20 protein-coding genes are annotated in these 20,226 nt (G+C 63.8%); 10 read left to right on the top strand and 10 right to left on the bottom strand.

Going from position 1 to position 20,226, the window contains the following annotated elements; all coding sequences use genetic code 11:
• Positions 1 to 211: 211 nt before the first annotated feature.
• Together JQ604_RS15725 and JQ604_RS15720 are read right to left on the bottom strand one after the other, a co-directional pair.
• Positions 212 to 2,236 carry a hypothetical protein gene (locus JQ604_RS15725; RefSeq protein ID WP_212358304.1) on the bottom strand — a complete coding sequence of 675 codons (2,025 nt, stop codon included), beginning with the start codon at positions 2,234 to 2,236 and terminating at the stop codon, positions 212 to 214.
• A gap of 192 nt (positions 2,237 to 2,428) precedes the next feature.
• A complete protein-coding gene (locus tag JQ604_RS15720; RefSeq protein ID WP_212358303.1) occupies positions 2,429 to 5,923 on the bottom strand; it encodes an indolepyruvate ferredoxin oxidoreductase family protein in 3,495 nt (1,164 codons plus the stop codon).
• Positions 5,924 to 6,159: 236 nt separating this feature from the next.
• Here JQ604_RS15720 and JQ604_RS15715 point away from each other — a divergent pair, with 236 nt between their 5' ends.
• Positions 6,160 to 7,386: a cytochrome c gene (locus JQ604_RS15715; protein WP_212358302.1), complete on the top strand. Its 1,227-nt coding sequence runs from the start codon at positions 6,160 to 6,162 to the stop codon at positions 7,384 to 7,386.
• 136 nt (positions 7,387 to 7,522) lie between these two features.
• Here JQ604_RS15715 and JQ604_RS15710 read toward each other — a convergent pair whose 3' ends face one another.
• Positions 7,523 to 8,164 carry a trimeric intracellular cation channel family protein gene (locus tag JQ604_RS15710; protein ID WP_212358301.1) on the bottom strand — a complete coding sequence of 214 codons (642 nt, stop codon included), beginning with the start codon at positions 8,162 to 8,164 and terminating at the stop codon, positions 7,523 to 7,525.
• A gap of 134 nt (positions 8,165 to 8,298) precedes the next feature.
• Between JQ604_RS15710 and JQ604_RS15705 the strand changes: the two genes are divergently transcribed.
• Entirely contained in the window at positions 8,299 to 8,709 is a 411-nt protein-coding gene (locus tag JQ604_RS15705; RefSeq protein WP_212358300.1) for a hypothetical protein, read from the top strand.
• A gap of 61 nt (positions 8,710 to 8,770) precedes the next feature.
• On the opposite strand, the gene JQ604_RS15700 is transcribed toward JQ604_RS15705, so the two are convergent.
• From JQ604_RS15700 to JQ604_RS15690, 3 genes are all read right to left on the bottom strand, one after another.
• Positions 8,771 to 9,583, bottom strand: coding sequence for an isocitrate lyase/PEP mutase family protein (locus tag JQ604_RS15700; protein ID WP_212358299.1), 813 nt, complete (start codon positions 9,581 to 9,583; stop codon positions 8,771 to 8,773).
• Positions 9,584 to 9,659: 76 nt separating this feature from the next.
• The gene (locus JQ604_RS15695; protein WP_212358298.1) at positions 9,660 to 10,010 is read right to left on the bottom strand and encodes an antibiotic biosynthesis monooxygenase family protein; all 351 of its coding nucleotides are present in this window, start codon (positions 10,008 to 10,010) and stop codon (positions 9,660 to 9,662) included.
• Between the two features lie 28 nt (positions 10,011 to 10,038).
• A complete protein-coding gene (locus tag JQ604_RS15690; protein WP_212358297.1) occupies positions 10,039 to 10,347 on the bottom strand; it encodes an NIPSNAP family protein in 309 nt (102 codons plus the stop codon).
• A 72-nt stretch (positions 10,348 to 10,419) separates the two neighbouring features.
• On the opposite strand from JQ604_RS15690, the gene JQ604_RS15685 reads away from it, so the two are divergent.
• The 4 genes from JQ604_RS15685 to JQ604_RS15670 all read left to right on the top strand — a co-directional run bounded on the left by JQ604_RS15685 (position 10,420) and on the right by JQ604_RS15670 (position 13,198).
• Positions 10,420 to 11,115: a metalloregulator ArsR/SmtB family transcription factor gene (locus JQ604_RS15685; RefSeq protein WP_212358296.1), complete on the top strand. Its 696-nt coding sequence runs from the start codon at positions 10,420 to 10,422 to the stop codon at positions 11,113 to 11,115.
• 69 nt (positions 11,116 to 11,184) lie between these two features.
• The gene (locus tag JQ604_RS15680) at positions 11,185 to 12,192 is read left to right on the top strand and encodes an alpha/beta fold hydrolase (RefSeq protein WP_212358295.1); all 1,008 of its coding nucleotides are present in this window, start codon (positions 11,185 to 11,187) and stop codon (positions 12,190 to 12,192) included.
• Between the two features lie 164 nt (positions 12,193 to 12,356).
• Positions 12,357 to 12,611, top strand: a complete 255-nt coding sequence (locus tag JQ604_RS15675; RefSeq protein ID WP_212358294.1) for a GCG_CRPN prefix-to-repeats domain-containing protein — start codon at positions 12,357 to 12,359, stop codon at positions 12,609 to 12,611.
• A gap of 128 nt (positions 12,612 to 12,739) precedes the next feature.
• Positions 12,740 to 13,198 carry a hypothetical protein gene (locus tag JQ604_RS15670; RefSeq protein WP_212358293.1) on the top strand — a complete coding sequence of 153 codons (459 nt, stop codon included), beginning with the start codon at positions 12,740 to 12,742 and terminating at the stop codon, positions 13,196 to 13,198.
• A 5-nt stretch (positions 13,199 to 13,203) separates the two neighbouring features.
• Here JQ604_RS15670 and JQ604_RS15665 read toward each other — a convergent pair whose 3' ends face one another.
• Positions 13,204 to 13,533, bottom strand: a complete 330-nt coding sequence (locus JQ604_RS15665) for a twin-arginine translocation signal domain-containing protein (protein WP_212358292.1) — start codon at positions 13,531 to 13,533, stop codon at positions 13,204 to 13,206.
• 191 nt (positions 13,534 to 13,724) lie between these two features.
• Between JQ604_RS15665 and JQ604_RS15660 the strand changes: the two genes are divergently transcribed.
• Entirely contained in the window at positions 13,725 to 14,969 is a 1,245-nt protein-coding gene (locus JQ604_RS15660) for a glycerophosphodiester phosphodiesterase family protein (protein ID WP_212358291.1), read from the top strand.
• A gap of 337 nt (positions 14,970 to 15,306) precedes the next feature.
• On the opposite strand, the gene JQ604_RS15655 is transcribed toward JQ604_RS15660, so the two are convergent.
• Complete coding sequence (locus tag JQ604_RS15655; RefSeq protein WP_212358290.1) at positions 15,307 to 15,462, bottom strand: hypothetical protein; 156 nt, start codon at positions 15,460 to 15,462, stop codon at positions 15,307 to 15,309.
• Between the two features lie 321 nt (positions 15,463 to 15,783).
• Between JQ604_RS15655 and JQ604_RS15650 the strand changes: the two genes are divergently transcribed.
• Positions 15,784 to 16,440 (top strand): glutathione S-transferase family protein, encoded by a 657-nt coding sequence (locus JQ604_RS15650; protein WP_212358289.1) that lies wholly within the window; start codon positions 15,784 to 15,786, stop codon positions 16,438 to 16,440.
• A 131-nt stretch (positions 16,441 to 16,571) separates the two neighbouring features.
• Here the strand turns inward: JQ604_RS15650 and JQ604_RS15645 are convergent, their stop codons facing one another.
• Positions 16,572 to 16,922: a hypothetical protein gene (locus JQ604_RS15645; protein ID WP_212358351.1), complete on the bottom strand. Its 351-nt coding sequence runs from the start codon at positions 16,920 to 16,922 to the stop codon at positions 16,572 to 16,574.
• 123 nt (positions 16,923 to 17,045) lie between these two features.
• Positions 17,046 to 18,578 (bottom strand): acyl-CoA carboxylase subunit beta, encoded by a 1,533-nt coding sequence (locus JQ604_RS15640; protein ID WP_212358288.1) that lies wholly within the window; start codon positions 18,576 to 18,578, stop codon positions 17,046 to 17,048.
• A gap of 142 nt (positions 18,579 to 18,720) precedes the next feature.
• On the opposite strand from JQ604_RS15640, the gene JQ604_RS15635 reads away from it, so the two are divergent.
• Positions 18,721 to 19,125 carry a DUF4260 domain-containing protein gene (locus JQ604_RS15635; RefSeq protein ID WP_212358287.1) on the top strand — a complete coding sequence of 135 codons (405 nt, stop codon included), beginning with the start codon at positions 18,721 to 18,723 and terminating at the stop codon, positions 19,123 to 19,125.
• A gap of 54 nt (positions 19,126 to 19,179) precedes the next feature.
• Positions 19,180 to 20,178, top strand: coding sequence for a dienelactone hydrolase family protein (locus JQ604_RS15630; RefSeq protein WP_212358286.1), 999 nt, complete (start codon positions 19,180 to 19,182; stop codon positions 20,176 to 20,178).
• The last annotated feature ends 48 nt before the right edge of the window (positions 20,179 to 20,226 follow it).

Genomic DNA, 20,226 nt, shown 5'->3' with positions numbered 1-20,226 from the left:
AAAGCTCATTTTCGCAGAAGCGAAGTGATGGGCACGCTTCGCAGGCACACCCTACGACTTCTGCCTTCGCTGGCGTTTCTTCTCTCCAGCGTTTTTCTGAACCGCGCGGGCGACCTTGGCAAGCGCGGAAATATTCCGTCAGGCGATACAGGCGAGCTGATACGATTATGGACGGAAATCGTATTGCCTGCGCGAGGCTATTTCGGATCGGCTAATGCTTCGTGCCGGCATATCTGAGAAGGTCCAGGATCGCGGGATCAATCCCCTGCTCGGCGGCATCTCGCAGCAAATTCATGGACGTGCTGGCCGCTAGTATCGGCAGCGTCGCTCGACCGTAGTCGGTCAATTCAAGACTCGAGCGGAGCGCCATGTAGAGGTCCTCCCTCTCACCAAGGTCCAATCCAGGATGAACGACGAACTGTTCAAGCTCCTGGACGATCTCGGCTGCGAACTGATCCGGAGCGATCAACTTTTCCGCCGCCCGCAGAAGACCGTACTCGTCAAGTGGTCCGTGCGGAAACCGGATGCCGTCTCTATGCCGGATCAACGCGAAGTAGATGCCGAACCTGATCATGGCCAGATCGCGCCACTTGGTCTCCTTGATGTAGAGCTTCATGATCGTGTTGGTGGAATACGTCTCGTGCTCGCCATCCCGCTTGACGAGATAGTCGCGGAAGACATCATGCGCGTCCGGGCTGAGGCGCAACAGCGCCAGCATCGCTGGGGCAAGTGCGCCTTGATTTTCCGGCCCCCATATCTGGCGAAAGATCTTGCTGGCCTCAATGACACGAGGTTGGACCTCCAGATACACGGTCAAGAGTTCTCGAAGCGCCGATGCAACGGGAATCCGCTCGCGCGTCAAGCGGGCGAAGAATGCGGTCTCCGATATCGTACGCTTGCCGACCTTAAAGGACACCTCAAACACGTCGTTCTGAAGAAGATCGGACAGGCGGTCGCGGACATCGCGTGTCAGCTGCGCAAGCGCGTCGACGATGGCTGACTTCGAGAAATCCCGCACAAGTACAACATGGCTTCGGTCGGTTTGAGTGAGCAACTTCCTGACCAGACGGCTCGGCGGATATGGCCGCATCCCCTTGCGGAAGCCATCTTCATCCTCGGCAATCAGCCTGAACGGCAATTCGCTCTCACACCAGTCACGCTGAAGATAGACGGTGTCTTCATGCGACTGGATTTCCACAGTCCGGGTATCCGTCACGTCGACGATATCTTGAAGCACGTTATAGCTTTTATTGCGAAATCGCTGAAAGGCGAACGCGGGCGAAAGCTTTCCATCGACACTGACGCGCTGGAACTCGACTGATCTGGACCAAGTACCGGTCTTGATCCAAAAAGCTGCTTCGGACTGCTCCCAGATCACGTCGTGGATCGACTCGGTCTGCAATCCCTTCCGCGTTGTGATGAGAGACTTTAGCCCGGGAGGGTCGGTTACCCAAAGCTCGAGAACATGCCAATTGCGCTTCTGCTCGTCGTAACCCACCCCCCTCAGCGCATGATCCCGATCAACAGAACCATCATCGACCGAGGGGACGCCAAGGTGGTGCGCGATCGCATAGCATCCAGTCGGGCTGAGCCAGATCCATGGCCCCGCTTCGTTTGGAATGAGTTCGGCGGAAATGGACCAATCAGACCTATCGATGCGGCAAAACCTGCGGCGAGATTCTGCATTTCGCGGATCTCCGTCACAGCAAATGAACAACAAGTGGCCGGCTTGATCCTCGGTTACCTTACCCAAAATCTGCAGGTCCGAACGGTCGCACCGTTCTTCATCGGTAGGCTGCGCAATGCCCTCGCTGACAATTCGTCCGGCGCGTTGGTCCGCCGCCCATGACACAGCATCCCCCTCAACCATCGTTTCGAGACTATTCGACTGCAGGATGTGGATCGAATGCGCCCCAGCCCAGCGATCGAGGTAGGTTCCGGCACGATAGAAAACAATGAACTCAGCATCGTCCGTCACACGCACGTGGCCGCTACTAGACTTCATTGAAATATGTCGTCTTGCGATCTCCTTGCCCGATCGCCAGTCGATCAGGCATACCTCCGAGTCCTCGGAACAGCACACCAAGCGGTCGTTACCAACGATCGCGGCTTGCTGAATCCTGTGTTTGGGAAATGGCATGAACAGCCGCCACTGGCCATCGTGCTCCACCGCAGCGACGGCGTTATAGCGACGTTCAGTACCCGTGATGTGAACGATGGGCTTCAGGTCGACCAATTCCTATCGTCCCAAAATGCAAACGTATCGAAACGTTCCGAATTCTAGGTTGCTATGGGAGTCAGATGCAATCCTCATTGTCGCAGAAGCGACAATGAGGACCGGACGTCTCCAGGCTGAAATTCACGAGTCGGCAAAAGGGCGTCAGAAGGTGAGCATATGCTTTTTGCCCACCCACTCTGCACCCTGCTCTTACTCCGCCGCGATCTGCCGCGGGGCCGGCGACGGGCTCGCGAGGTCGGCGGCGAGTTGCGCGTAGCGGACCTTTGTCTCCTTGATCGCCTTGTCCTTCACCGGGCCGTAGCCTCTGATACGATCGGGCAGCGACAGCAGCTCGACGGCGATGTCGTGGTTGAGCGGCGACAGCAGGCCGAGCACGGTGGCGACGTCCTTCTCGTAGCCAGCGATCAGGTCGCGTTCGAGCTTGCGGTCGGCGTTGTAGCCGAACATGTCGAGCGGCGTGCCGCGCAGGAAGCGGAATTTCGCCAGCCAGCGGAAGGCCGACATCATCCACGGGCCGAACGTGCGCTTCTTCGGACGGCCCTGCGCGTCGAGGCCGCCGCCGAGGATCGGCGGCGCCAGATTGAAGTTGAAGGTGAACTCGCCCTCGAACTGGTCGCGCAACTGCTTCTCGAAGCGGCCGTCGGTGAACAGACGCGCCACCTCGTATTCGTCCTTGTAGGCGAGCAGTTTTGCGTAGTTGATCGCAACCGCGCGCGGCAGCGCTTCGTCGAAGCCGCCCTTGGTCGCGGCGTCGCGGACCTGATCGACCAGCTTGCGGTAGCGTTTTGCTAGGCGTCCGTTCTGGTAGTCGGAGAGCAACGCCATGCGATGGGTGATGATCTCGTCGAGCGACATCGCATCCAGCGTCTTCACCGGTGCAACGTCGTCGTCCTGCCCCTTCATCATGTCAGCCAGCCGCGCCGGATCGGCGGCGGCGAGACGGCCGAGCTGGAAGGCCTGCGTGTTCATCTTGATCGAGACGCCGTTGACCTCGATCGCCTGCTGGATCGATTCCGCCGTGAGCGGCAATAGCCCGCGCTGATAGGCAAAACCCATCATCATGATGTTGGTCGCGATGGAGTCGCCGAGCAGCGCTTCGGCCGGCTTGGTGAAATCGACGAAGGCGGAGTCCTTGCGCAGCTCGGTCTCCAGCACGCTGTTGACCTTGCGGCTCTGGAAGTTGAAGTCGCGGTTGAGGATGAAGTCCGCGGTCGGGATCACATGGCTGTTGATGACGCCGACGGTGCGGCTGGCGTCGCACAGCGTGATCGTCTCCTTCGACGCCGCCACCACTTCATCCGCGGCCAATACGAGATCAGCCGTGCCGGTGACGATGCGCGAGCAGGTCACGTCAGCCGTGTGCTCAGACAGGCGGACGTGGCTCAGCACGGCCCCGCCCTTCTGCGCGAGACCGGACATGTCGAGGATCATGCTGGCCTTGCCCTCGATATGGGCGGCCATGCCGAGCAGCGCGCCGATCGTCAGCACACCGGTGCCGCCGACACCGCCGACCGCGATGTTGTACGGCCGGTCCAGCGGCGGCTTGGAGGTCGGCTCGGGCAGATTGTCGATCGCGCCGAGATCGGGCGGCGCGCGGCGGCGCAGCTTGCCACCGTCGACCGTGACGAAGGACGGGCAGAAGCCCTTCACGCAGGAATAGTCCTTGTTGCAGGTCGACTGGTTGATGGTGCGCTTGCGCCCGAGCTCGGTCTCCAGCGGCTCGACCGAGATGCAGTTCGACTGCACCGAGCAGTCGCCGCAGCCCTCGCAAACCGCGGGATTGATCAGCACGCGGCGTTGCGGATCCTCCATCAGGCCGCGCTTGCGGCGGCGGCGCTTCTCGGCCGCGCAGGTCTGCACGAACACGATCGCCGAGGTGCCCTTGAACTCGCGGCACATCTTCATCACGTTCTCGAGTTCGTCGCGATGGAACAGCTTCACACCCGGCGCGATGGTGTCGGACGGATAGGAGCCGGGATTCTCCGAGACCAGATAGATCTCGCGGATGCCTTCGGCGTGCAGCTGGAAGGTGATCTGCTGCGGCGACAGATCGCCGTCATGGCGCTGGCCGCCGGTCATCGCGACGGCGTCGTTGTAGAGGATCTTGTAGGTGATGTTGGCTTTCGACGCGATCGACTGCCGGATCGCCAGAATGCCAGAGTGGAAATAGGTGCCGTCACCGAGGTTCGCAAAAATGTGGTTCTCGTTGGTGAAGGGCGCAATGCCGACCCACGGCACGCCCTCGCCGCCCATATGGGTGAACGTCTCGGTCGAGCGGTTCATCCAGAGAGCCATGAAGTGGCAGCCGATGCCGGCCAGCGCGCGGCTGCCTTCCGGCACCTTGGTGGACGTGTTGTGCGGGCAGCCGGAGCAGAAATACGGCGTGCGCGACACCGGGGCCACCGCCTGCATCTGCGTCGATTGCCGGCCGTTGAACCAGTCGGCCTTGGCGCGCAGCATCGCGGCGATCTCAGGGTTGAGGTTCAGTCGGAGCAACCGTTCCGTCAGCGAGCTCGCAAGCGACGCGACGCTCAGCTCGGCGGCGAAGGTCAGGAAGCGCTTGTCGTGCTCGTCCATCTTGCCGACGATGCGCGGGCGCACGTCGTCACGCCAGTTGAACAGCACCTGCTTGACCTGGTTCTCGACGATCTCGCGGCGCTCCTCGACGATGAAGATCTCTTCGAGGCCGACGGCGAATTGATGCACGCCTTCCGGCTCCAGCGGCCAGGGCATGCCGATCTTGTAGAGGCGGATGCCGATCTGGGCGGCGATCTCCGGTGTGATGCCGAGCTCGCGCAGCGCCTGGCGGATGTCCTCGTAGCTCTTGCCGGAGGCCATGATGCCGTAACGCGCGTTCGGCGAATCCATGGTGATGCGGTTGACCCTGTTGGCGCGGGCAAAGGCGATCGCCGCAAAGCCCTTGTAGTCCTGCAGCCGGCGGTCCTGCTCGAAACGGTCGTCGGGCCAGCGGATGTTGAGGCCATCAGGCGGCAGCTCGAAATCGGGCGGGATGATGAACGGGGTCATCTCGTCGGTGAGATCGATCTCGGCGGTGGTCTCCACCGTCTCGGTGATCACCTTCATGCCGACCCAGCAGCCCGAGTAGCGCGACATCGCGATACCCAGGAGGCCCATCTCGATCATTTCGTGGATGCTGGAGGGATAGAGGTAGGGCATCAGCGCCGACATGAAGGCGTGGTCGGACTGATGCGGGACGGTAGAGGATTTTGCGCCGTGGTCGTCGCCGGCGAGGCACAGCACGCCGCCGTTCTTGGCGGAGCCGGCCGCATTGCCATGGCGGAACACGTCGCCGCAGCGGTCGACGCCGGGGCCCTTGCCGTACCAGATGCCGACCACGCCATCATGCTTGGCGCCGGGCGAGAGGTGGAGCTGCTGCGAGCCCCAGACCGCGGTCGCCGCGAGGTCCTCGTTCACGCCAGGCTGGAATTTGATGTTGTATTGCTCAAGGTGCTTGCGGGCGGCGAACAGCTGCTGGTCGTAGCCGCCAAGGGGGGAACCGCGATAGCCGGAAATGAAACCCGCGGTATTGAGGCCTGCGGCGCGGTCACGCCTGATCTGCGCCATCGGCAGACGGACCAGCGCCTGAATGCCGGTCAGAAAGACGTGGCCGGTGCCCTGGGTATATTTCTGATCGAGGCTGATCGGACCTTGGTTGATTCCCATAGTGCCCTCTTGGAGAACTGGTCGCGATGACGTCGTTTTTAGCTAGTCATCTGAGCTTGTTAGAACCAGTCTATGTCGGATTTTCCGCGCCGCGCAGCACAATTCTGAACGCTCATGCCCGGCATTCAAAAATCGCAATTTCGTGCCGGGAATATCGCGAGGGCGTTTCGGTTTCTGTCGTTGGACGGGCCTGCAGCGAAACGGCGTGACGCGTCTGGCAGACCGGAAGGTGATGGATGCGGGTGCGGGTTTGGTCGGCGCGGGCGATTCTTCTCGCCGGAGTGGTTTTGTGCGGTGCGTTCCAGCCAGGTGAATGCGCGGCCGCGCCTTCCGAGGAGATGATCGCACGCGGCAAGGCGTTGGTGATCGCCGGCGACTGCGCGAGTTGCCATACCGTCGATCCCCAAAAGCCGTTTGCCGGCGGCAAACGCATCGAGACACCGTTCGGCAGCATCACCTCGCCGAACCTGACACCCGACCGCGATACCGGCATCGGCGGCTGGAGCGACGACGATTTCGTCCGCGCATTGCGCGAGGGCGTCTCGCCGAGCGGCGCGCGCTACTACCCGGCCTTCCCCTACCCGAGCTTCACCAAGCTCACCCGCGACGACATCCTGGCGATCCGTGCCTATCTCGGAACGATTGCGCCGGTCAGCAACAGAGCGCCGCCACCGGACCTGCGCTGGCCCCTCAACTATCGCGTGCTGATGCGGGCCTGGAACGCGCTGTTCTTCACGCCGGGCATCTTCCAGCCCGACCAGAGCAAGAGCGCCGAGTGGAATCGCGGCGGCTATCTGGTCGAGGGCCTCGCGCATTGCGGCGCCTGCCACACGCCGAAGAACATGTTCGGCGCCGACAAGGCCGGCCAGGCCTTCGGCGGCAGCGCGATCCAGGGGGTGTTCGCACCACGGCTCGATGCGGCTGCGCGCAGCGGACTGAAGTCGTGGAGCGTCGACGACATCGTCGAGTACCTGCAGAGCGGCCGCAATGCGCGCAGCCACGCCGGCCCCCTGATGTCGGAGGTGATCGTCAACTCGACCTCCAGGATGGCCGATGCCGATGTGCGGGCGATCGCGGTCTATCTGAAGGGCCTGCCCGCCGGCGCGCCGGAGCCCGAGGTGACGCCGCCGTCACCGGAGTCGATGCGCGACGGCCAGCGCATCTATCGCAGCGCCTGCGTCGCCTGCCATGAGATCGACGGCAGCAGTGCGCCGCGGATCTATCCGCCGCTGCCCGGCAACGCCAATCTGCAATCGGCGGATGCTGCGAGCACCATCCGCATCATCCTCGACGGCGCGCAGACCGTGACCACGCCGCGCGCGCCCAACCCCGGCTCGATGCCGTCCTATCCCAAACTGACCGACCAGGAGATCGCCGACGTCACCAATTATATCCGCAATTCCTGGGGCAATGCGGCGCCGGTGGTGTCGGCGGATGAGGTGGCGAAGGCGCGGCGGAGATAACTCTCGTGTCCCGGGCGCGGTGCAGCGTGCAACGCTGCTCCGCAGAACCGGGACCCATGCCTCAACGGCCTGAGATGGGCCCCGGCTCAGCAGCGCACCGCAAGGGCGCTGCGCTGCGTCCGGGGCACGGGGGCTGCTACCGCCCCTCGCCCGTGAACACGAATTTCGGCATCTCCCATTTGTAGCGGATCGCAAGCAGGCGGAAGCTGAGGCCGAGCACAAAGGTGAGCGCGGTCCAGAGATGGGGGTTCAGCTGCAGGCCGAACGCGGTCGCATAGAACAGGCCGGTGACGACGGAGACACTGGCATAGAGCTCGCTGCGGAACAGCAGCGGCACCTCGTTGCAGAGGATGTCGCGCAGCACACCGCCGGCGCATCCCGTGATCATGCCGGCGACGATCACGATCGGCAGCGAGGCATCGACCTGCCAGGCGACGTCGCAGCCGGCCATGGTGAACACCACGAGGCCGATCGCATCGAGCACCAGGAAGGCGAGATTGAGCCGGTGCACCAGCCGCGCCAGCAGGATGGTGACGAGGGCTGCGACCTTGGTGATCGCCAGATAGATCGGCTGCTGCACCCAGAGCAGCGGATAATGCCCGAGCAGCACGTCGCGGATGGTGCCGCCGCCGAGCGCGGTAATGCAGCTCAGCATGCACACGCCAGCCCAATCCATGCTGCGCTTGCCGGCCGCGAGCGCCGCCGTCATCGCCTGCGCTGCGACCGCGATGAACGACAGCACATGCAGCACGGAATCAGTGGGCGGCATGGTCCACATTGCGGATAAGCCCCTCGGAACCTCCGAATCGCCGGTTCCATCATGAACGGACTGCAACATGGCGCGGAACATCCTTGCGCGCCAGCCATTGTCTTCGCGCGTTTAGCGATGGGGTGCTAACGGAGGAACTTTTGATGGCATACCAACCGAACGATCCGTATCGCGCCAACCTGACCGAAGACGAAATCCGGCATCAGGCGCGCCTCAACAGTCTGGACAACGAGTTGCAGCCCGATCCGGAGCTCGCCGAGGGCCCGGCCAGCGGGACCAAGATCGCGATGTTCGCTGTCGCGATCGCGGTGGTGCTGGGTGCGCTGTTCTACGGGCTGAACAACACCTCGGTGAACCAGGCCGGCACGACGCCGTCGACGCAGACCGCCCAGACCCAGCCGGCCAACCCGGCCGCGGCGCCTCCGGGCATGCGTGATGTGACGCCGCGTCCGAACAACCAGCCCGGCATGACCACGGGCGCCGCCCCGGCGAACCCGGCTGCTCCGCCGGCCAACAAGCCGACCGGCCAGGAGTCGACGGGCGACAAGCAATAATCAATCACGCTCTCACGCAACGAAGCAGCGGGCCGATCGGCCCGCTGCTTTTTTGTGTGCTCTATTTGAACATCTTGTTGAGCTCGCCGCCGGGATAGCCATTGGCGAATTCGGTGAAGGTGCCCTGCTCGGCCATCTCCTTCGACGCCTTCATGAAGCCCGCCCAGGCCATCCGCGCCAGCGCGCCGCCGACGCTGATCCGGCGTACGCCGAGTTCGGCGACCTTTTGCAGCGACAGATCGGACGCGCCGCCGATCAGGAGATTGACCGGCTTCGGCGCCACCGCCTTCACGACCGCGGCGATCTCCTCGCTGGTCGAGATGCCCGGCGCATAGAGAACGTCGGCGCCCGCGTCCGCATAGGCGCGCAGCCGTTCGATCACCAGCCCCAGATCCTTCACTCCCCGCAGGATCGCTTCACAGCGGCCGGTGAGCAATACGCCGCTGCTGCCGATCGCCTTGCGCGCCGCCTTGATGCGCTCGACCGCAAGCGCCTGCTCGAACAGCGGGTTGGCGGCATCGCCGGTGAAATCCTCGATCGAGAGCCCGGCAACGCCGGTCTCGACGGCCCGCGCGACATTGACGGCAACCTTCTCGGGTTCGACGGCAAAGCCGTCCTCGTAGTCCGCGTTAACGGGAATATCGACGGCGGCGCAGATCGCCGTCAGGTGATGGCAGACGTCATCGACAGTGACACGGTTGTCGGCCTTGGCGATGGTCCAGGCAAAGCCGGCGCTGGTCGAGGCCAGCGCCTTGAAGCCGAGATGCTGCAATGCGCGGGCGCTGCCGACATCGAAGGGGTTTGGGATGATGAAGCAGCCGCTCTCGTGCAGCGTCTTGAAGGCGGCGCGTTTGTCAGCAGTTGTCACTGGCATTGTTCTCTTCCCTGGTGTTGTTGCCGCGCTGAGATAGGCACGCATCCGGGGCAGCGCCAGTGCGCGCCCGGAGGTGCTAGCGCGCCTCGTGGACGGCGCGGCTGTCCTTCGGCGCCTGCTCGCGCTCGTTCATGCCGTAGTCACGGATCACGCCGGCGACACGCAGGCGATAATCGTCAAAAATCCTTGCGCGGCCCTTGGCCTGGGTGCGGCGGTGGCCGGCGGTGTTGCGCCAGGCTTCCACCGCAGCCTCGTCGCGGAAGAACGACAGCGAGACGAACTTGCCCTTCTCGGTGACGCTCTCGAACCGCTCCACCGAGATGAAGCCGTCAATCTTCTCCAGCTCCGGCTTGAGCTCGGCGGCTAGGTCAAAGTACTGCTGGCGGTACTCGGCCTTGGGCCAGACCTCGAAGATCACGGCGATCATGTTCGTCTCCTTGTTCGTTATGATCGCACTATAACGCCACCTTGCGCAGAAATGTCCGTTCCTCAGCCAGGATGAACTTGTTTTCTTCGGCGAAGTTGAAGTTCGCCATGCCTTCACTGTCCTGGCGCAGCCGCGCGCGATAGGCCTCGTAGGCGGCAAGGCTCTCGAACGAGATCAGCGCGAAGGCGATGTTGTTGGTGCCCTCATGCGGCATCCAGTAGCCGATCAGGTCGCCGCCGCATTTCGGGATGATAGTGAGCCAGTTCTTCGAATACGCCTCGAACATCGCGCGCTTGAACGGGTCGAGCTGATAGCGGATGAAGACGGTAATGGTCATGGCAGTGCTCCCTTGATTTCCCGCGCAGACTAGTCCCTTGCCCGACGTAGATGCTTCGGCTATCATCGAACTATGAAATCCGGACCCGACATCTCCATGGTCGCCGCTCTGGTCGGCGATCCCGCGCGCTCCAACATGCTGCAGGCGCTGATGACCGGCCGCGCGCTGACCGCGAGCGAGCTGGCGCAGGAGGCCGGCATCACGCCGCAGACCGCGAGCTCGCATCTGTCCAAGCTCGAGGCCGGCGGGCTGATCGAGCCGGAGAAACAAGGCCGCCACCGCTACTACCGCCTCACCGGGCCTGACGTCGCGAGCGTGCTGGAAGGGCTCGCGGGGCTCGCTGCGCGCGCCGGCCACATGCGCGTGCGCACCGGGCCGAAGGAACCGGCGCTGCGCCGCGCGCGGATCTGCTACGACCATCTCGCCGGCGATCTCGGCGTGCAGATGCTCGACAGCATGCGACGGCAAAAGCTGGTCCGGCAGACCAAGCAGACGATCGAGTTGACCGGCGACGGCAGGCGCTTCATGGCCGAGGCACTGCAGATCGACGCCAATGCGCTGGCGCATCCGCGCCGCCCGGTGTGCAAGGCCTGCCTCGACTGGAGCGAGCGGCGCCATCATCTCGCCGGCACGCTGGGCGCGGCCGTGATGACGCGCTTTGCGGAGCTGAAATGGGCGATGCGCGATCCCACGCCGGGCAGCCGCGTGGTCAATTTTTCGCGAAACGGCGAAAAGCGATTTGCAGCGTTGTTCGGTCCGGGCGAATAACGGCGCGCGTTGCAGGCCGGCGTCATTGCCGGCTTGCATGAACGCAGCACGTTCGTCCCGGAGCCCTTGATGAATCGTCTGTCCGCTGCGGCGCTGCTTGGCGCCCTGCTCGCCTTGCCTGTTGCCCCCACCTTCGCCGCCGAGCGCGAACCCTATGGCATCGGGCTCGAAGGCTTTGCCTATCCCTACCCCGTCAACATGCTGCCGCTGGTCAATGACGGCGAGCAGCTGCGCATGGCCTATATGGACGTCGCGCCCGCGCAGCCGAACGGCCGCAGCGTCGTGCTGCTGCACGGGCGCAATTTCCCGTCGAGCTACTGGGCGCCCGTCATCAAGACGCTGACCGACGCCGGCTATCGCGTCGTGGTGCCGGACCAGATCGGCTTCGGCAAGTCGTCGAAGCAGCAAGGCGATCTGCATTTCGACAATCTCGCGCGCAACACGGTCGCACTGCTCGATCACCTCAAGATCGCCAAAGCCGACATCGTCGCGCATTCGATGGGCAGCATGCTCGGCGTCCGCATCGCGCGCGCCTATCCTGACCGCGTCGATCACCTCGTGCTGACCGCGCCGATCGGACTGGAAGACTACCGCCTCTATGTGCCGCCTACGCCGACCGAGAAGATCATCGAGAACGAGGACAAGCTCACCGCCGAGGGCTACCGCAAGCAGCTCGAGATCAACTACGCGCTGAAGCTGCCGCCGGACCAGGTGACGCCGTTCATCGACGCGCGCTTCAACATCAAGGGCAGCGCCGAATATCCGCGCTGGCTGCACGCCTTCGTCGCCTCCGCGCAGCTGATCTATCGCGAGCCCGTGGTGCACGAGATCCCGCTGATCACGCAGCCGACCTTGTTCGTGATGGGCGCCGACGACCATAACGCGCCGGGCCGCCCGAATGCGCCGGAGGCGCTACGGCCGAAGATGGGCCACAACGCCGACCTCGCCAAGGCGCTGGCGGCGCAGATGCCGAACGGCCGTGCCGAGGTCATTCCCGACACCGGCCATCTGGTGTTTCTGGAAGCGCCGGCGAAATATGACGAATTGTTGCTGGGCTTCCTCCGCTCGCATCAGTAGAACCAAGACAGATGTTCGCCTTCGCCACGTTCATGTCGCATTCAGGCAGCGGAACTATGGTTGAAGACAACGGAGGCGGCATCTGCAAGACTCCGGCCCGCCGATTCGTTTGAGCATGTTTTTTGCGGTGCCACACAGCGTGGGCCGAAATCGAGGGAGAAGACATGAAGTATCTTTTTGCAGCAGTTTTGCTCGCGAGCTCCGTTGCCAGCTTCACCGCCGCTGAAGCGGCGGGCGGATGCGGCCCGTATCGGCATCGCGGGCCCTACGGCGGCTGCGTTCCCAATGGTGGCGGTGGTGGCGTCGTCGTCGTGCGACCGCCGGTCGTCGTCGCTCCCGCGCCGGTCGTCGTGGTTCGTCCCGGCCGCGGCTGCCCCTATGGTTTCGTCTGGCGCTACGGCCGCTGCCGTCCGATCTGATCGGCACATCGGAATCCATCAAAACCCCGCCGCTCCGGCGGGGTTTTCTTTGACGGCTGCTTGAACGCATTCATCGCTCGGCAAGACCAAAAGAGTGGTGCGTTTCCTCCGCCGTGTCATTCCCGTTCATGAAGCCCTTCATCTCGCTCACCGCTCTCTTCCTCGCCGCATCGATCGGCCTCGCATACGCCGACGAGGTGCGCAGCTGCGACTTCGAGGTGAAGCCGCGCTGCACCTCCGGTTCGGCAAGCGTGACGCTGGCTGATGGGACCGTGAAGAGCATCGAGGTGACTGTCGTCACCTGCGGCCTGCGCGGCCGTCCCGGCTACAGCTGCACCGTCGATGCCTCGCGCGGCGAGACGGATTCCAAATGGAGCGAGGAGAACGGTGCGACCGTGATCGCGAACGCCTCGCCGTTCAATCCGACGGCGCCTGACCGCGTCAAGGTCACCGTCGGCAAATACGTCTCGATCGACATGGACGAGGCGCAATCAGCCGGCCGCTGCGGCGCCGGCGCGGAGCTGCCGCGCGCGATCGTCATTCCCGCGGCCAAGGGCGCGTGCAAGGTCTTCCTGGGATCGCGCTAGGCTCGTTACCAATAACGGCGCCAGTGCCGGCGATGCCAACGACGGCGGTGCCAGCCCCAGTGGCGACGGCGCCAGCCCCAGTGCCTGCGGCGCCAGCCCCAATGGCGGCGATGCCAGCCCCAGTGACGGCCACGGCCCCAGCGCACCTCCTCCGGCGTGAGATGCTCGACCTCCTCGCCCGTCGTGACGGCGGGATGGGCGTCCGGCGGCGGCGGCAGGCGGGCGTCTTCGTTGAGCGGATGCGGAGCGAGTGGCGCAGCATTGGCGCTCGCGGCGAAGGCGGCGGCTCCGGCGGCAACACCGAAAGCGATCTTGAGAAAGTCGCGGCGTTCCATGGCATCTCTCCAGTTCTGTGACGTGAGCGATGCGCAAGGATCTTGCGGCGGCCACCTGAACATCCGCTGAACCGCGCGTTCAGGTTGGGCGTGGCGGCACCGGGCGGCGACACCTCCGTCGGCCCCCACGCCGCCGTCACACGATCCGTGATATCCTCCCGCCGCACATCGCCTGCTCCGGAAAAACAATCATGTTTGCCCGCGTCCGTTCCAACCTCTTCGCGACACTTCTGCTGATCGCTAGCGCCCTGCCCGCCGTTGCCGACGACGTCGCGCTGCCGCGCGAGGCGCAGCTTGGCCCGCGGCCGTTCTATCTGGTCGACAAGATGAAGGACGGACCGCTGAAGCAGCGGCTCCGCCAATGCACCGGCCCGTTTCACAAGACCGATTTCTCGATCGGCCATCGCGGCGCCGCGCTGGAATTTCCCGAGCACAGCCGCGAATCCTACATCGCGGCCGCCCGCATGGGCGCCGGCGTGATCGAGTGCGACGTCACCTTCACCAGGGATCGCCAGCTGGTCTGCCGCCATTCCCAATGCGATCTGCACACCACGACCAACGTGCTGGCCGTGCCGGAGCTGGCATCGAAATGCACGCAAGGCTTCAGCCCGGCCGACCCGGCCGCCGGCAAGAAGGCCACGGCCAAATGCTGCACCAGCGACTTCACGCTCGCCGAGTTCAAGCGCCTCACCGCCAAGATGGACGGCTTCAATCCGGATGCGAAGACGCCTGAGGAGTACCAGAACGGCACGCCGCGCTGGCGCACCGACCTCTACGCCCGGGGCACGCTGATGACCCATGACGAGAGCATCGCGTTGATCAGGAGCCTCGGCGCAAAGTTCACGCCGGAGCTGAAGGCGCCGGAGGTGCCGATGCCGTTCGACGGCGACTACACCCAGGAAAAATACGCGAGCCAGATGATCGCGGCCTACAAGCAGGCCGGCATATCAGCGCATGACGTGTTCGTGCAAAGCTTCAGCCTTGCCGACATCCTCTATTGGGTGAAGACCGAGCCGGAATTTGCCAAGCAGGCGCTCTATCTCGAGGAGCGCTACGAAAAGCAGGGGCTCGATCCGAACAGGCCCGAGACCTGGAAACCGTCGATGGAAGAGCTGAAGGCCGCGGGCGTCGCGATCCTCGGCCCGCCGATCTGGACCATGCTGACGCTGAACGACAAGGGCGAGATCGTCCCCTCCGCCTACGCCAAAGCCGCGAAAGCCGCCGGCCTCGATCTGATCGGCTGGTCGCTGGAGCGCGACGGCCCCCTCAACAAGGGCGGCGCGTTCTATCACAAGTCGGTCAAGGCAGCGATCGATCGCGACGGCGATACGCTGACGGTGCTGGACGTGCTGACCCAGCAGGTCGGCATCCGCGGCATGTTCTCGGACTGGCCGGCAACGACGACGTTCTATGCGAATTGCGTGGGGAAGGATTAGGGCTGCGCGCGCAGTCTCCTCACCGTCGTCCTGGCGAAAGCCCGGACCCACTACCACCGAATTTGGTTGTGAACGGGATCGTGGCCCCAGCGTCGTGAAACAATTTGCGTTTGGGGTAATGGGTCCTGGCTTTCGCCAGGATGACATCGAGTTTGTTCGCGGCCGTAACCTGATTTCAGACAGTAAATGTAGGGCGGGTCAGCCGCCTCGTCCGCCGTGGCTCAACAAGCGAAGGGCCTTAACGCTCGTCGGATGGAGGGACGACGGGTTGACCTGAGACGCTGACCCGCCCCATGCGCTGCCCAGGTGCGAGACTGTGCGGCGCAAACTGCAGAAATCAGTGGCGTTCGAAGATCCTGGCGCCCGGGTAGGCTCGCCAGGCGTAGCTCACGACCAGCTCGCGGTCCTGTGTCTCCAGGAACGGCGTTCGGATCTGGCACGAGCCGACGATGAGGTACCAAAGGCCGTTGAGCTTCTGAATGAAGACGTTCATCGCGCGTTCTCCGAAGGACTTTCTGTCCGGCAAACCCGTGTCGATGTGACAATCCTGCACGTGTTGGCTTGAAGCAGTGATTGCGGTCACATCCGTTGGGAGCCCACCTTGTGCCTGCCATCGGATTGCTTGCCCGAGATCATAAGGATTCGTCGCCGCCGTTGAATTGTACAAGCGTAAGTGCAGGGCATGATTTGGGATGAACGGGATATACGAGGGTATGCCGGGTTCATCCGTGGTGACGAAAAAACCCCGCCGTTGATGTCGGAACGCGCGCCCGTCGCACGTCCTTTGCCTGGAACCAGCACATGGAGATACCGCATGGCCGACCTCACCCTCACCACCTTCGATTGGGTTCCCGAGCCGCCACGCGGTTTTGTACGCGATCTGCGCATCCGCTGGGCCCTGGAAGAGGCCGGCCTGCCCTACCGCGTCGCCAGCGTGCCGTTCGGCGACCGGAATGCTGATCATTTCGCGCACCAGCCGTTCGGCCAGGTGCCGTGGCTGACCGACGGCGATCTCTCGATCTTCGAGAGCGGCGCGATTCTGCTGCATCTGGGCGGACTGAGCGCAGCGCTGATGCCGAGGGATTCGCGTGGCCGCAGCGAGGCTGTGGAATGGCTGTTCGCCGCACTCAATTCGGTGGAGATGGCAAGCCTGCCCTGGACGATGTTCAAGTTCATGGGCACTGACGACGGCTCACCCGCCGTGAAGTTTGTCGACGACTTCCTCACGCTGCGCCTGAAGCACATCGAGGCGGTGCTGGCGCAACGCGAATGGCTGGCCGGTTCGTTCTCCGTCGCCGATATCCTGATGTCCGACGTGCTCCGCGTCGTCGACCGCTTCGGCGGCCTCGCGGCCCATCCCGCCAGCCGCGCCTACGTCGCCCGCGCGACAACACGGCCGGCGTTTGCGAAGGCGCATGCGGACCAGATGGCGCATTTCGCCGCGGCGGATAAGAATCGTGAAAAATCGTAGGATGGGTGGAGCGGCCGCCATCGCTCGAAGAGCGAAGGCGGACGCGATACCCATCATCTCTCCGCGCAGCACGAAGTTGATGGGTATCGCTTCGCTCCACCCATCCTACGCACCGCGCGCGCGTCACCGCCTCACATCAATTTCATCGGCGCGTCGTGCACGACGCGGAGATCGATCCGGCCGATCAACTCCGCCCGCAGCGCCTCGGCGGCACCGATCGCGGCATCGGTCTGGCGCAACGTGCTGACATTCGATCCCAGCGAAACGATCCCGCCGAGCATCAAGGCAATCGACCCGAGGGCAGCGGTCGAGCCCGCGCTGAACAGGCCGAGCATCACGATGAGCAGCAACGCAGCTCCGCCGGCGATGGCGGCCTTCGACGCCAGGATGAATTTGCGGCAGCGCTCGGCCGTCACGGCAAGCGCTTCGATCCGCGCTTCGATCTGGGAGATGCCGTCGGTCGAGTCGTCGTCTTCGGTCATCGGATTCGAGATCACGCCGTCATCCACAGGGTGGGTAGCGTTAGCGTAACCCACCACAGTCTCAACGCGCTGTTGGTTAGGCCGGTGGGTTACGGCTTCGCCCAACCCACCATGCGAACCTCATTACAACGGCAAATTGTCGTGCTTCTTCGCGGGGATCTCGACCTTCTTATCCCTGAGCATCGCCAGCGCCCGCGCAATCCGCCGCCTTGTCGAATGCGGCATGATGACGTCGTCGATGTAGCCGCGCTCGGCCGCAATGAACGGTGACAGGAAGCGGTCTTCGTATTCCTTGGTTCGCGCCGCGATCTTGTCGGGGTCGCCGATATCAGCCCGGAAGATGATCTCGACCGCGCCCTTGGCGCCCATCACGGCGATCTGCGCGGTCGGCCAGGCGTAGTTCATGTCGGCACCGATTTCCTTCGACGCCATGACGTCGAAGGCACCGCCATAGGCCTTGCGGGTGATGATCGTCACCAGCGGCACCGTGCATTGCGAATAGGCAAACAGCAGCTTGGCGCCGTGCTTGATCAGGCCGCCATATTCCTGCGCGGTGCCTGGCAGGAAGCCCGGCACGTCGACGAAGGTGACGATCGGGATGTTGAAGGCGTCGCAGAAGCGGACGAAGCGCGCGGCTTTCCGCGAGGCGTCGCTGTCAAGCACGCCGGCCAGCACCATCGGCTGGTTGGCGACGAAGCCGACCGTGCGGCCGGCGATGCGGCCGAAGCCAGTGACGATATTCTTGGCGAACGTCTCGGAAATCTCGAAGAAGTCGCCCTCGTCGACGACCTTCAGGATCAACTCCTTCATGTCGTAGGGCTTGTTCGGATTGTCGGGGATCAGCGTGTCCAGGGACATGTCGACCCGGCCGATGTCGTCGAAGCTCGGCCATTCCGGCACGCCGTCGGTGTTGTTGGACGGCAGGAAGTCGATCAGGCGGCGCATCTGCAAGAGCGCGTCGACGTCGTTTTCGTAGGCGCCATCCGCAATCGAGGAGCGGGTCGCGTGCACCGAGGCGCCGCCGAGCTCTTCGGCCGTCACCACTTCGTTGGTGACGGTCTTCACGACGTCGGGGCCGGTGACGAACATGTAAGAGGTGTTCTTCACCATGAAGATGAAGTCGGTCATGGCCGGCGAATAGACGTCGCCGCCGGCGCAGGGACCCATGATGACCGAGATCTGCGGGATCACGCCTGAGGCGATGACGTTGCGGCGGAACACGTAGGAATAGCCTGCCAGCGCTGCGACGCCCTCCTGGATGCGCGCGCCGCCGGCGTCATAGAGGCCGACGATCGGCGCCCGCGCCTTCATCGCCATGTCCTGCAATTTCGTGATCTTCAGCGCGTGGGTCTCCGACAGCGAGCCGCCGAACACGGTGAAGTCTTTGGCAAAGACAAAGGTCTTGCGGCCGTTGACGGTGCCCCAGCCGGTGACGACGCCGTCGCCGGGGACCTTGGTCTTCTCCATCCCGAATTCGGTCGAGCGGTGCTCGACGAACATGTCGAACTCCTCGAACGAGCCCTTGTCCAGCAACAGCTCGATGCGCTCCCGCGCGGTGAGCTTGCCGCGGGCGTGCTGGGCCTCGATGCGCTTCTCGCCGCCGCCAAGCTTGGCTCCGGCGCGCCGGTCTTCGAGGGTATCGAGGATGTCTTTCATTTGCTTCCGCCCGCATTAGCTAGTGGACCTGACGTCCGGGGATTGGGCGGGGTTCTAACACGGCCTTTTCGGATGCGGAAACCGGGTTCTGGGCGATCCCGGCGACAAAACGGTAGGATTTTCTGACCTTGGGGAGACGACCATGAATGATACCACCACGGCCGCGACGGGCGCGGCCACTGGCGGGGTGCGCGCCCTGCTCCGCCTAGAGGGGCTGGCGCTCTTCCTCGGCATGACCGTGCTCTATGGCATCTGGGACGGCTCGTGGTCGGTTTATGCCATCCTCTTCCTCGCTCCCGACCTCAGCTTTGCCGCCTATCTGGCGGGCCCGCGCACAGGCGCCTTCGTCTACAACACCGCCCACGCCTATCTGGCGCCGACGGTGCTGATGACGGCGGGCTTCGCCACGTCATCGCCGCTGGTGCTGTCGATCGCGATGATCTGGCTCGCCCATATCGGCATCGACCGCGCGCTCGGCTATGGGCTGAAATATGAGGCAGGCTTCGGCTTCACCCATCTCGGGCGGATCGGGAAAGACCGAAATTGACAGGCAGTTCCGCCCTTGCTGTTATTGGACAAAATCGAACACGGGGGGTTACCAATGAAGGACTGGCGGATCGCCGCAACGGGCGCGCTTCTGGGCTGCGCCGTGCTGTTCACCTGCATCGAGACCAGCGCGCAAGTGATCCCGAAGGAGATCGCGGCACGCACCGAGATCTACGGCATCCCCTCGCTGACCATCTCCGACCAGCAATTCCTGACCGGTGACGCCAACGGCAAACAGGTGACGGTCGGCGGCGAATTCCGCATCGCTCAAGGCACCGGCAAGCTGCCGGTCGTGGTGCTGATGCACGGCTCGAGCGGGGTCGGCGGCACCATGGATGCCTGGGTGCACCAGTTCAACAGCATGGGAATCTCGACCTTCGTGATCGACGGTTTTTCGGGCCGCGGACTGACCGCGACCGGGCCGAACCAGGCCCTGCTCGGCCGGCTCAACTTCATCCTCGACATCTACCGTTCGCTGGACATCCTCGCCAAGCATCCGCGCGTCGATCCTGACCGCATCGTGCTGATGGGATTTTCGCGCGGTGGGCAGGCCGCGCTGTTTGCCAGCCTGGAGCGCTTCCACAAGCTCTGGAACAAATCCGGCGCGCAGTTCGCTGCCTACATCCCGTTCTATCCGGACTGCTCGACGAGTTACGCGTCAGACACCGAGGTCGCGGCGAAACCGATCCGCATCTTCCATGGCGCGCCTGACGACTACAATCCGGTCGCCAGCTGCAAGGCCTATGTCGCGCGACTGCAAGAAGCAAAGCGCGACGTGGAGCTGACGGAATATCCGGACTCCGCGCACGGGTTTGATGCCGGGCTGATCGGAGTGACTAACGTGGTGGAAGCGACGGGATCGCAGACCGTGCGCCACTGCACCATCAAGGAGGGCGAAGGCGGCGTGCTGATGAACGCGGCGACGCACGCCGCCTTCACCTACAAGGATTCCTGCGTCGAGCTCGGCCCGCATGTCGGCGGCAACCCGACCACCGCGGCCGAAGCGCGCAAGGCGGTGAGCGATTTCCTCACGGCGCTGTTCAAGCTGGGGTGACGGCACTCGCATGCACCACCGCTGTCATCGCCCGGCCTTGACCGGGCG

The organism is Bradyrhizobium jicamae, assembly GCF_018130695.1.
GTDB classification, from domain to species: domain Bacteria; phylum Pseudomonadota; class Alphaproteobacteria; order Rhizobiales; family Xanthobacteraceae; genus Bradyrhizobium; species Bradyrhizobium jicamae_B.
The sequence above is the reverse complement of the archived record's forward strand: the minus strand, read 5'-3'. Positions and strand labels throughout refer to the sequence as shown.

Bases quoted from the DNA above. Each gene is read 5' to 3' on its own strand.
- JQ604_RS15720 (WP_212358303.1), bottom strand. From the start codon at position 5,923: ATGGGAATCAACCAAGGTCCGATCAGCCTCGATCAGAAATATACCCAG.
- JQ604_RS15715 (WP_212358302.1), top strand. From the start codon at position 6,160: ATGCGGGTGCGGGTTTGGTCGGCGCGGGCGATTCTTCTCGCCGGAGTG.
- JQ604_RS15710 (WP_212358301.1), bottom strand. From the start codon at position 8,164: ATGTGGACCATGCCGCCCACTGATTCCGTGCTGCATGTGCTGTCGTTC.
- JQ604_RS15705 (WP_212358300.1), top strand. From the start codon at position 8,299: ATGGCATACCAACCGAACGATCCGTATCGCGCCAACCTGACCGAAGAC.
- JQ604_RS15700 (WP_212358299.1), bottom strand. From the start codon at position 9,583: ATGCCAGTGACAACTGCTGACAAACGCGCCGCCTTCAAGACGCTGCAC.
- JQ604_RS15695 (WP_212358298.1), bottom strand. From the start codon at position 10,010: ATGATCGCCGTGATCTTCGAGGTCTGGCCCAAGGCCGAGTACCGCCAG.
- JQ604_RS15690 (WP_212358297.1), bottom strand. From the start codon at position 10,347: ATGACCATTACCGTCTTCATCCGCTATCAGCTCGACCCGTTCAAGCGC.
- JQ604_RS15685 (WP_212358296.1), top strand. From the start codon at position 10,420: ATGAAATCCGGACCCGACATCTCCATGGTCGCCGCTCTGGTCGGCGAT.
- JQ604_RS15680 (WP_212358295.1), top strand. From the start codon at position 11,185: ATGAATCGTCTGTCCGCTGCGGCGCTGCTTGGCGCCCTGCTCGCCTTG.
- JQ604_RS15675 (WP_212358294.1), top strand. From the start codon at position 12,357: ATGAAGTATCTTTTTGCAGCAGTTTTGCTCGCGAGCTCCGTTGCCAGC.
- JQ604_RS15670 (WP_212358293.1), top strand. From the start codon at position 12,740: ATGAAGCCCTTCATCTCGCTCACCGCTCTCTTCCTCGCCGCATCGATC.
- JQ604_RS15665 (WP_212358292.1), bottom strand. From the start codon at position 13,533: ATGGAACGCCGCGACTTTCTCAAGATCGCTTTCGGTGTTGCCGCCGGA.
- JQ604_RS15660 (WP_212358291.1), top strand. From the start codon at position 13,725: ATGTTTGCCCGCGTCCGTTCCAACCTCTTCGCGACACTTCTGCTGATC.
- JQ604_RS15655 (WP_212358290.1), bottom strand. From the start codon at position 15,462: ATGAACGTCTTCATTCAGAAGCTCAACGGCCTTTGGTACCTCATCGTC.
- JQ604_RS15650 (WP_212358289.1), top strand. From the start codon at position 15,784: ATGGCCGACCTCACCCTCACCACCTTCGATTGGGTTCCCGAGCCGCCA.
- JQ604_RS15645 (WP_212358351.1), bottom strand. From the start codon at position 16,922: ATGACCGAAGACGACGACTCGACCGACGGCATCTCCCAGATCGAAGCG.
- JQ604_RS15640 (WP_212358288.1), bottom strand. From the start codon at position 18,578: ATGAAAGACATCCTCGATACCCTCGAAGACCGGCGCGCCGGAGCCAAG.
- JQ604_RS15635 (WP_212358287.1), top strand. From the start codon at position 18,721: ATGAATGATACCACCACGGCCGCGACGGGCGCGGCCACTGGCGGGGTG.
- JQ604_RS15630 (WP_212358286.1), top strand. From the start codon at position 19,180: ATGAAGGACTGGCGGATCGCCGCAACGGGCGCGCTTCTGGGCTGCGCC.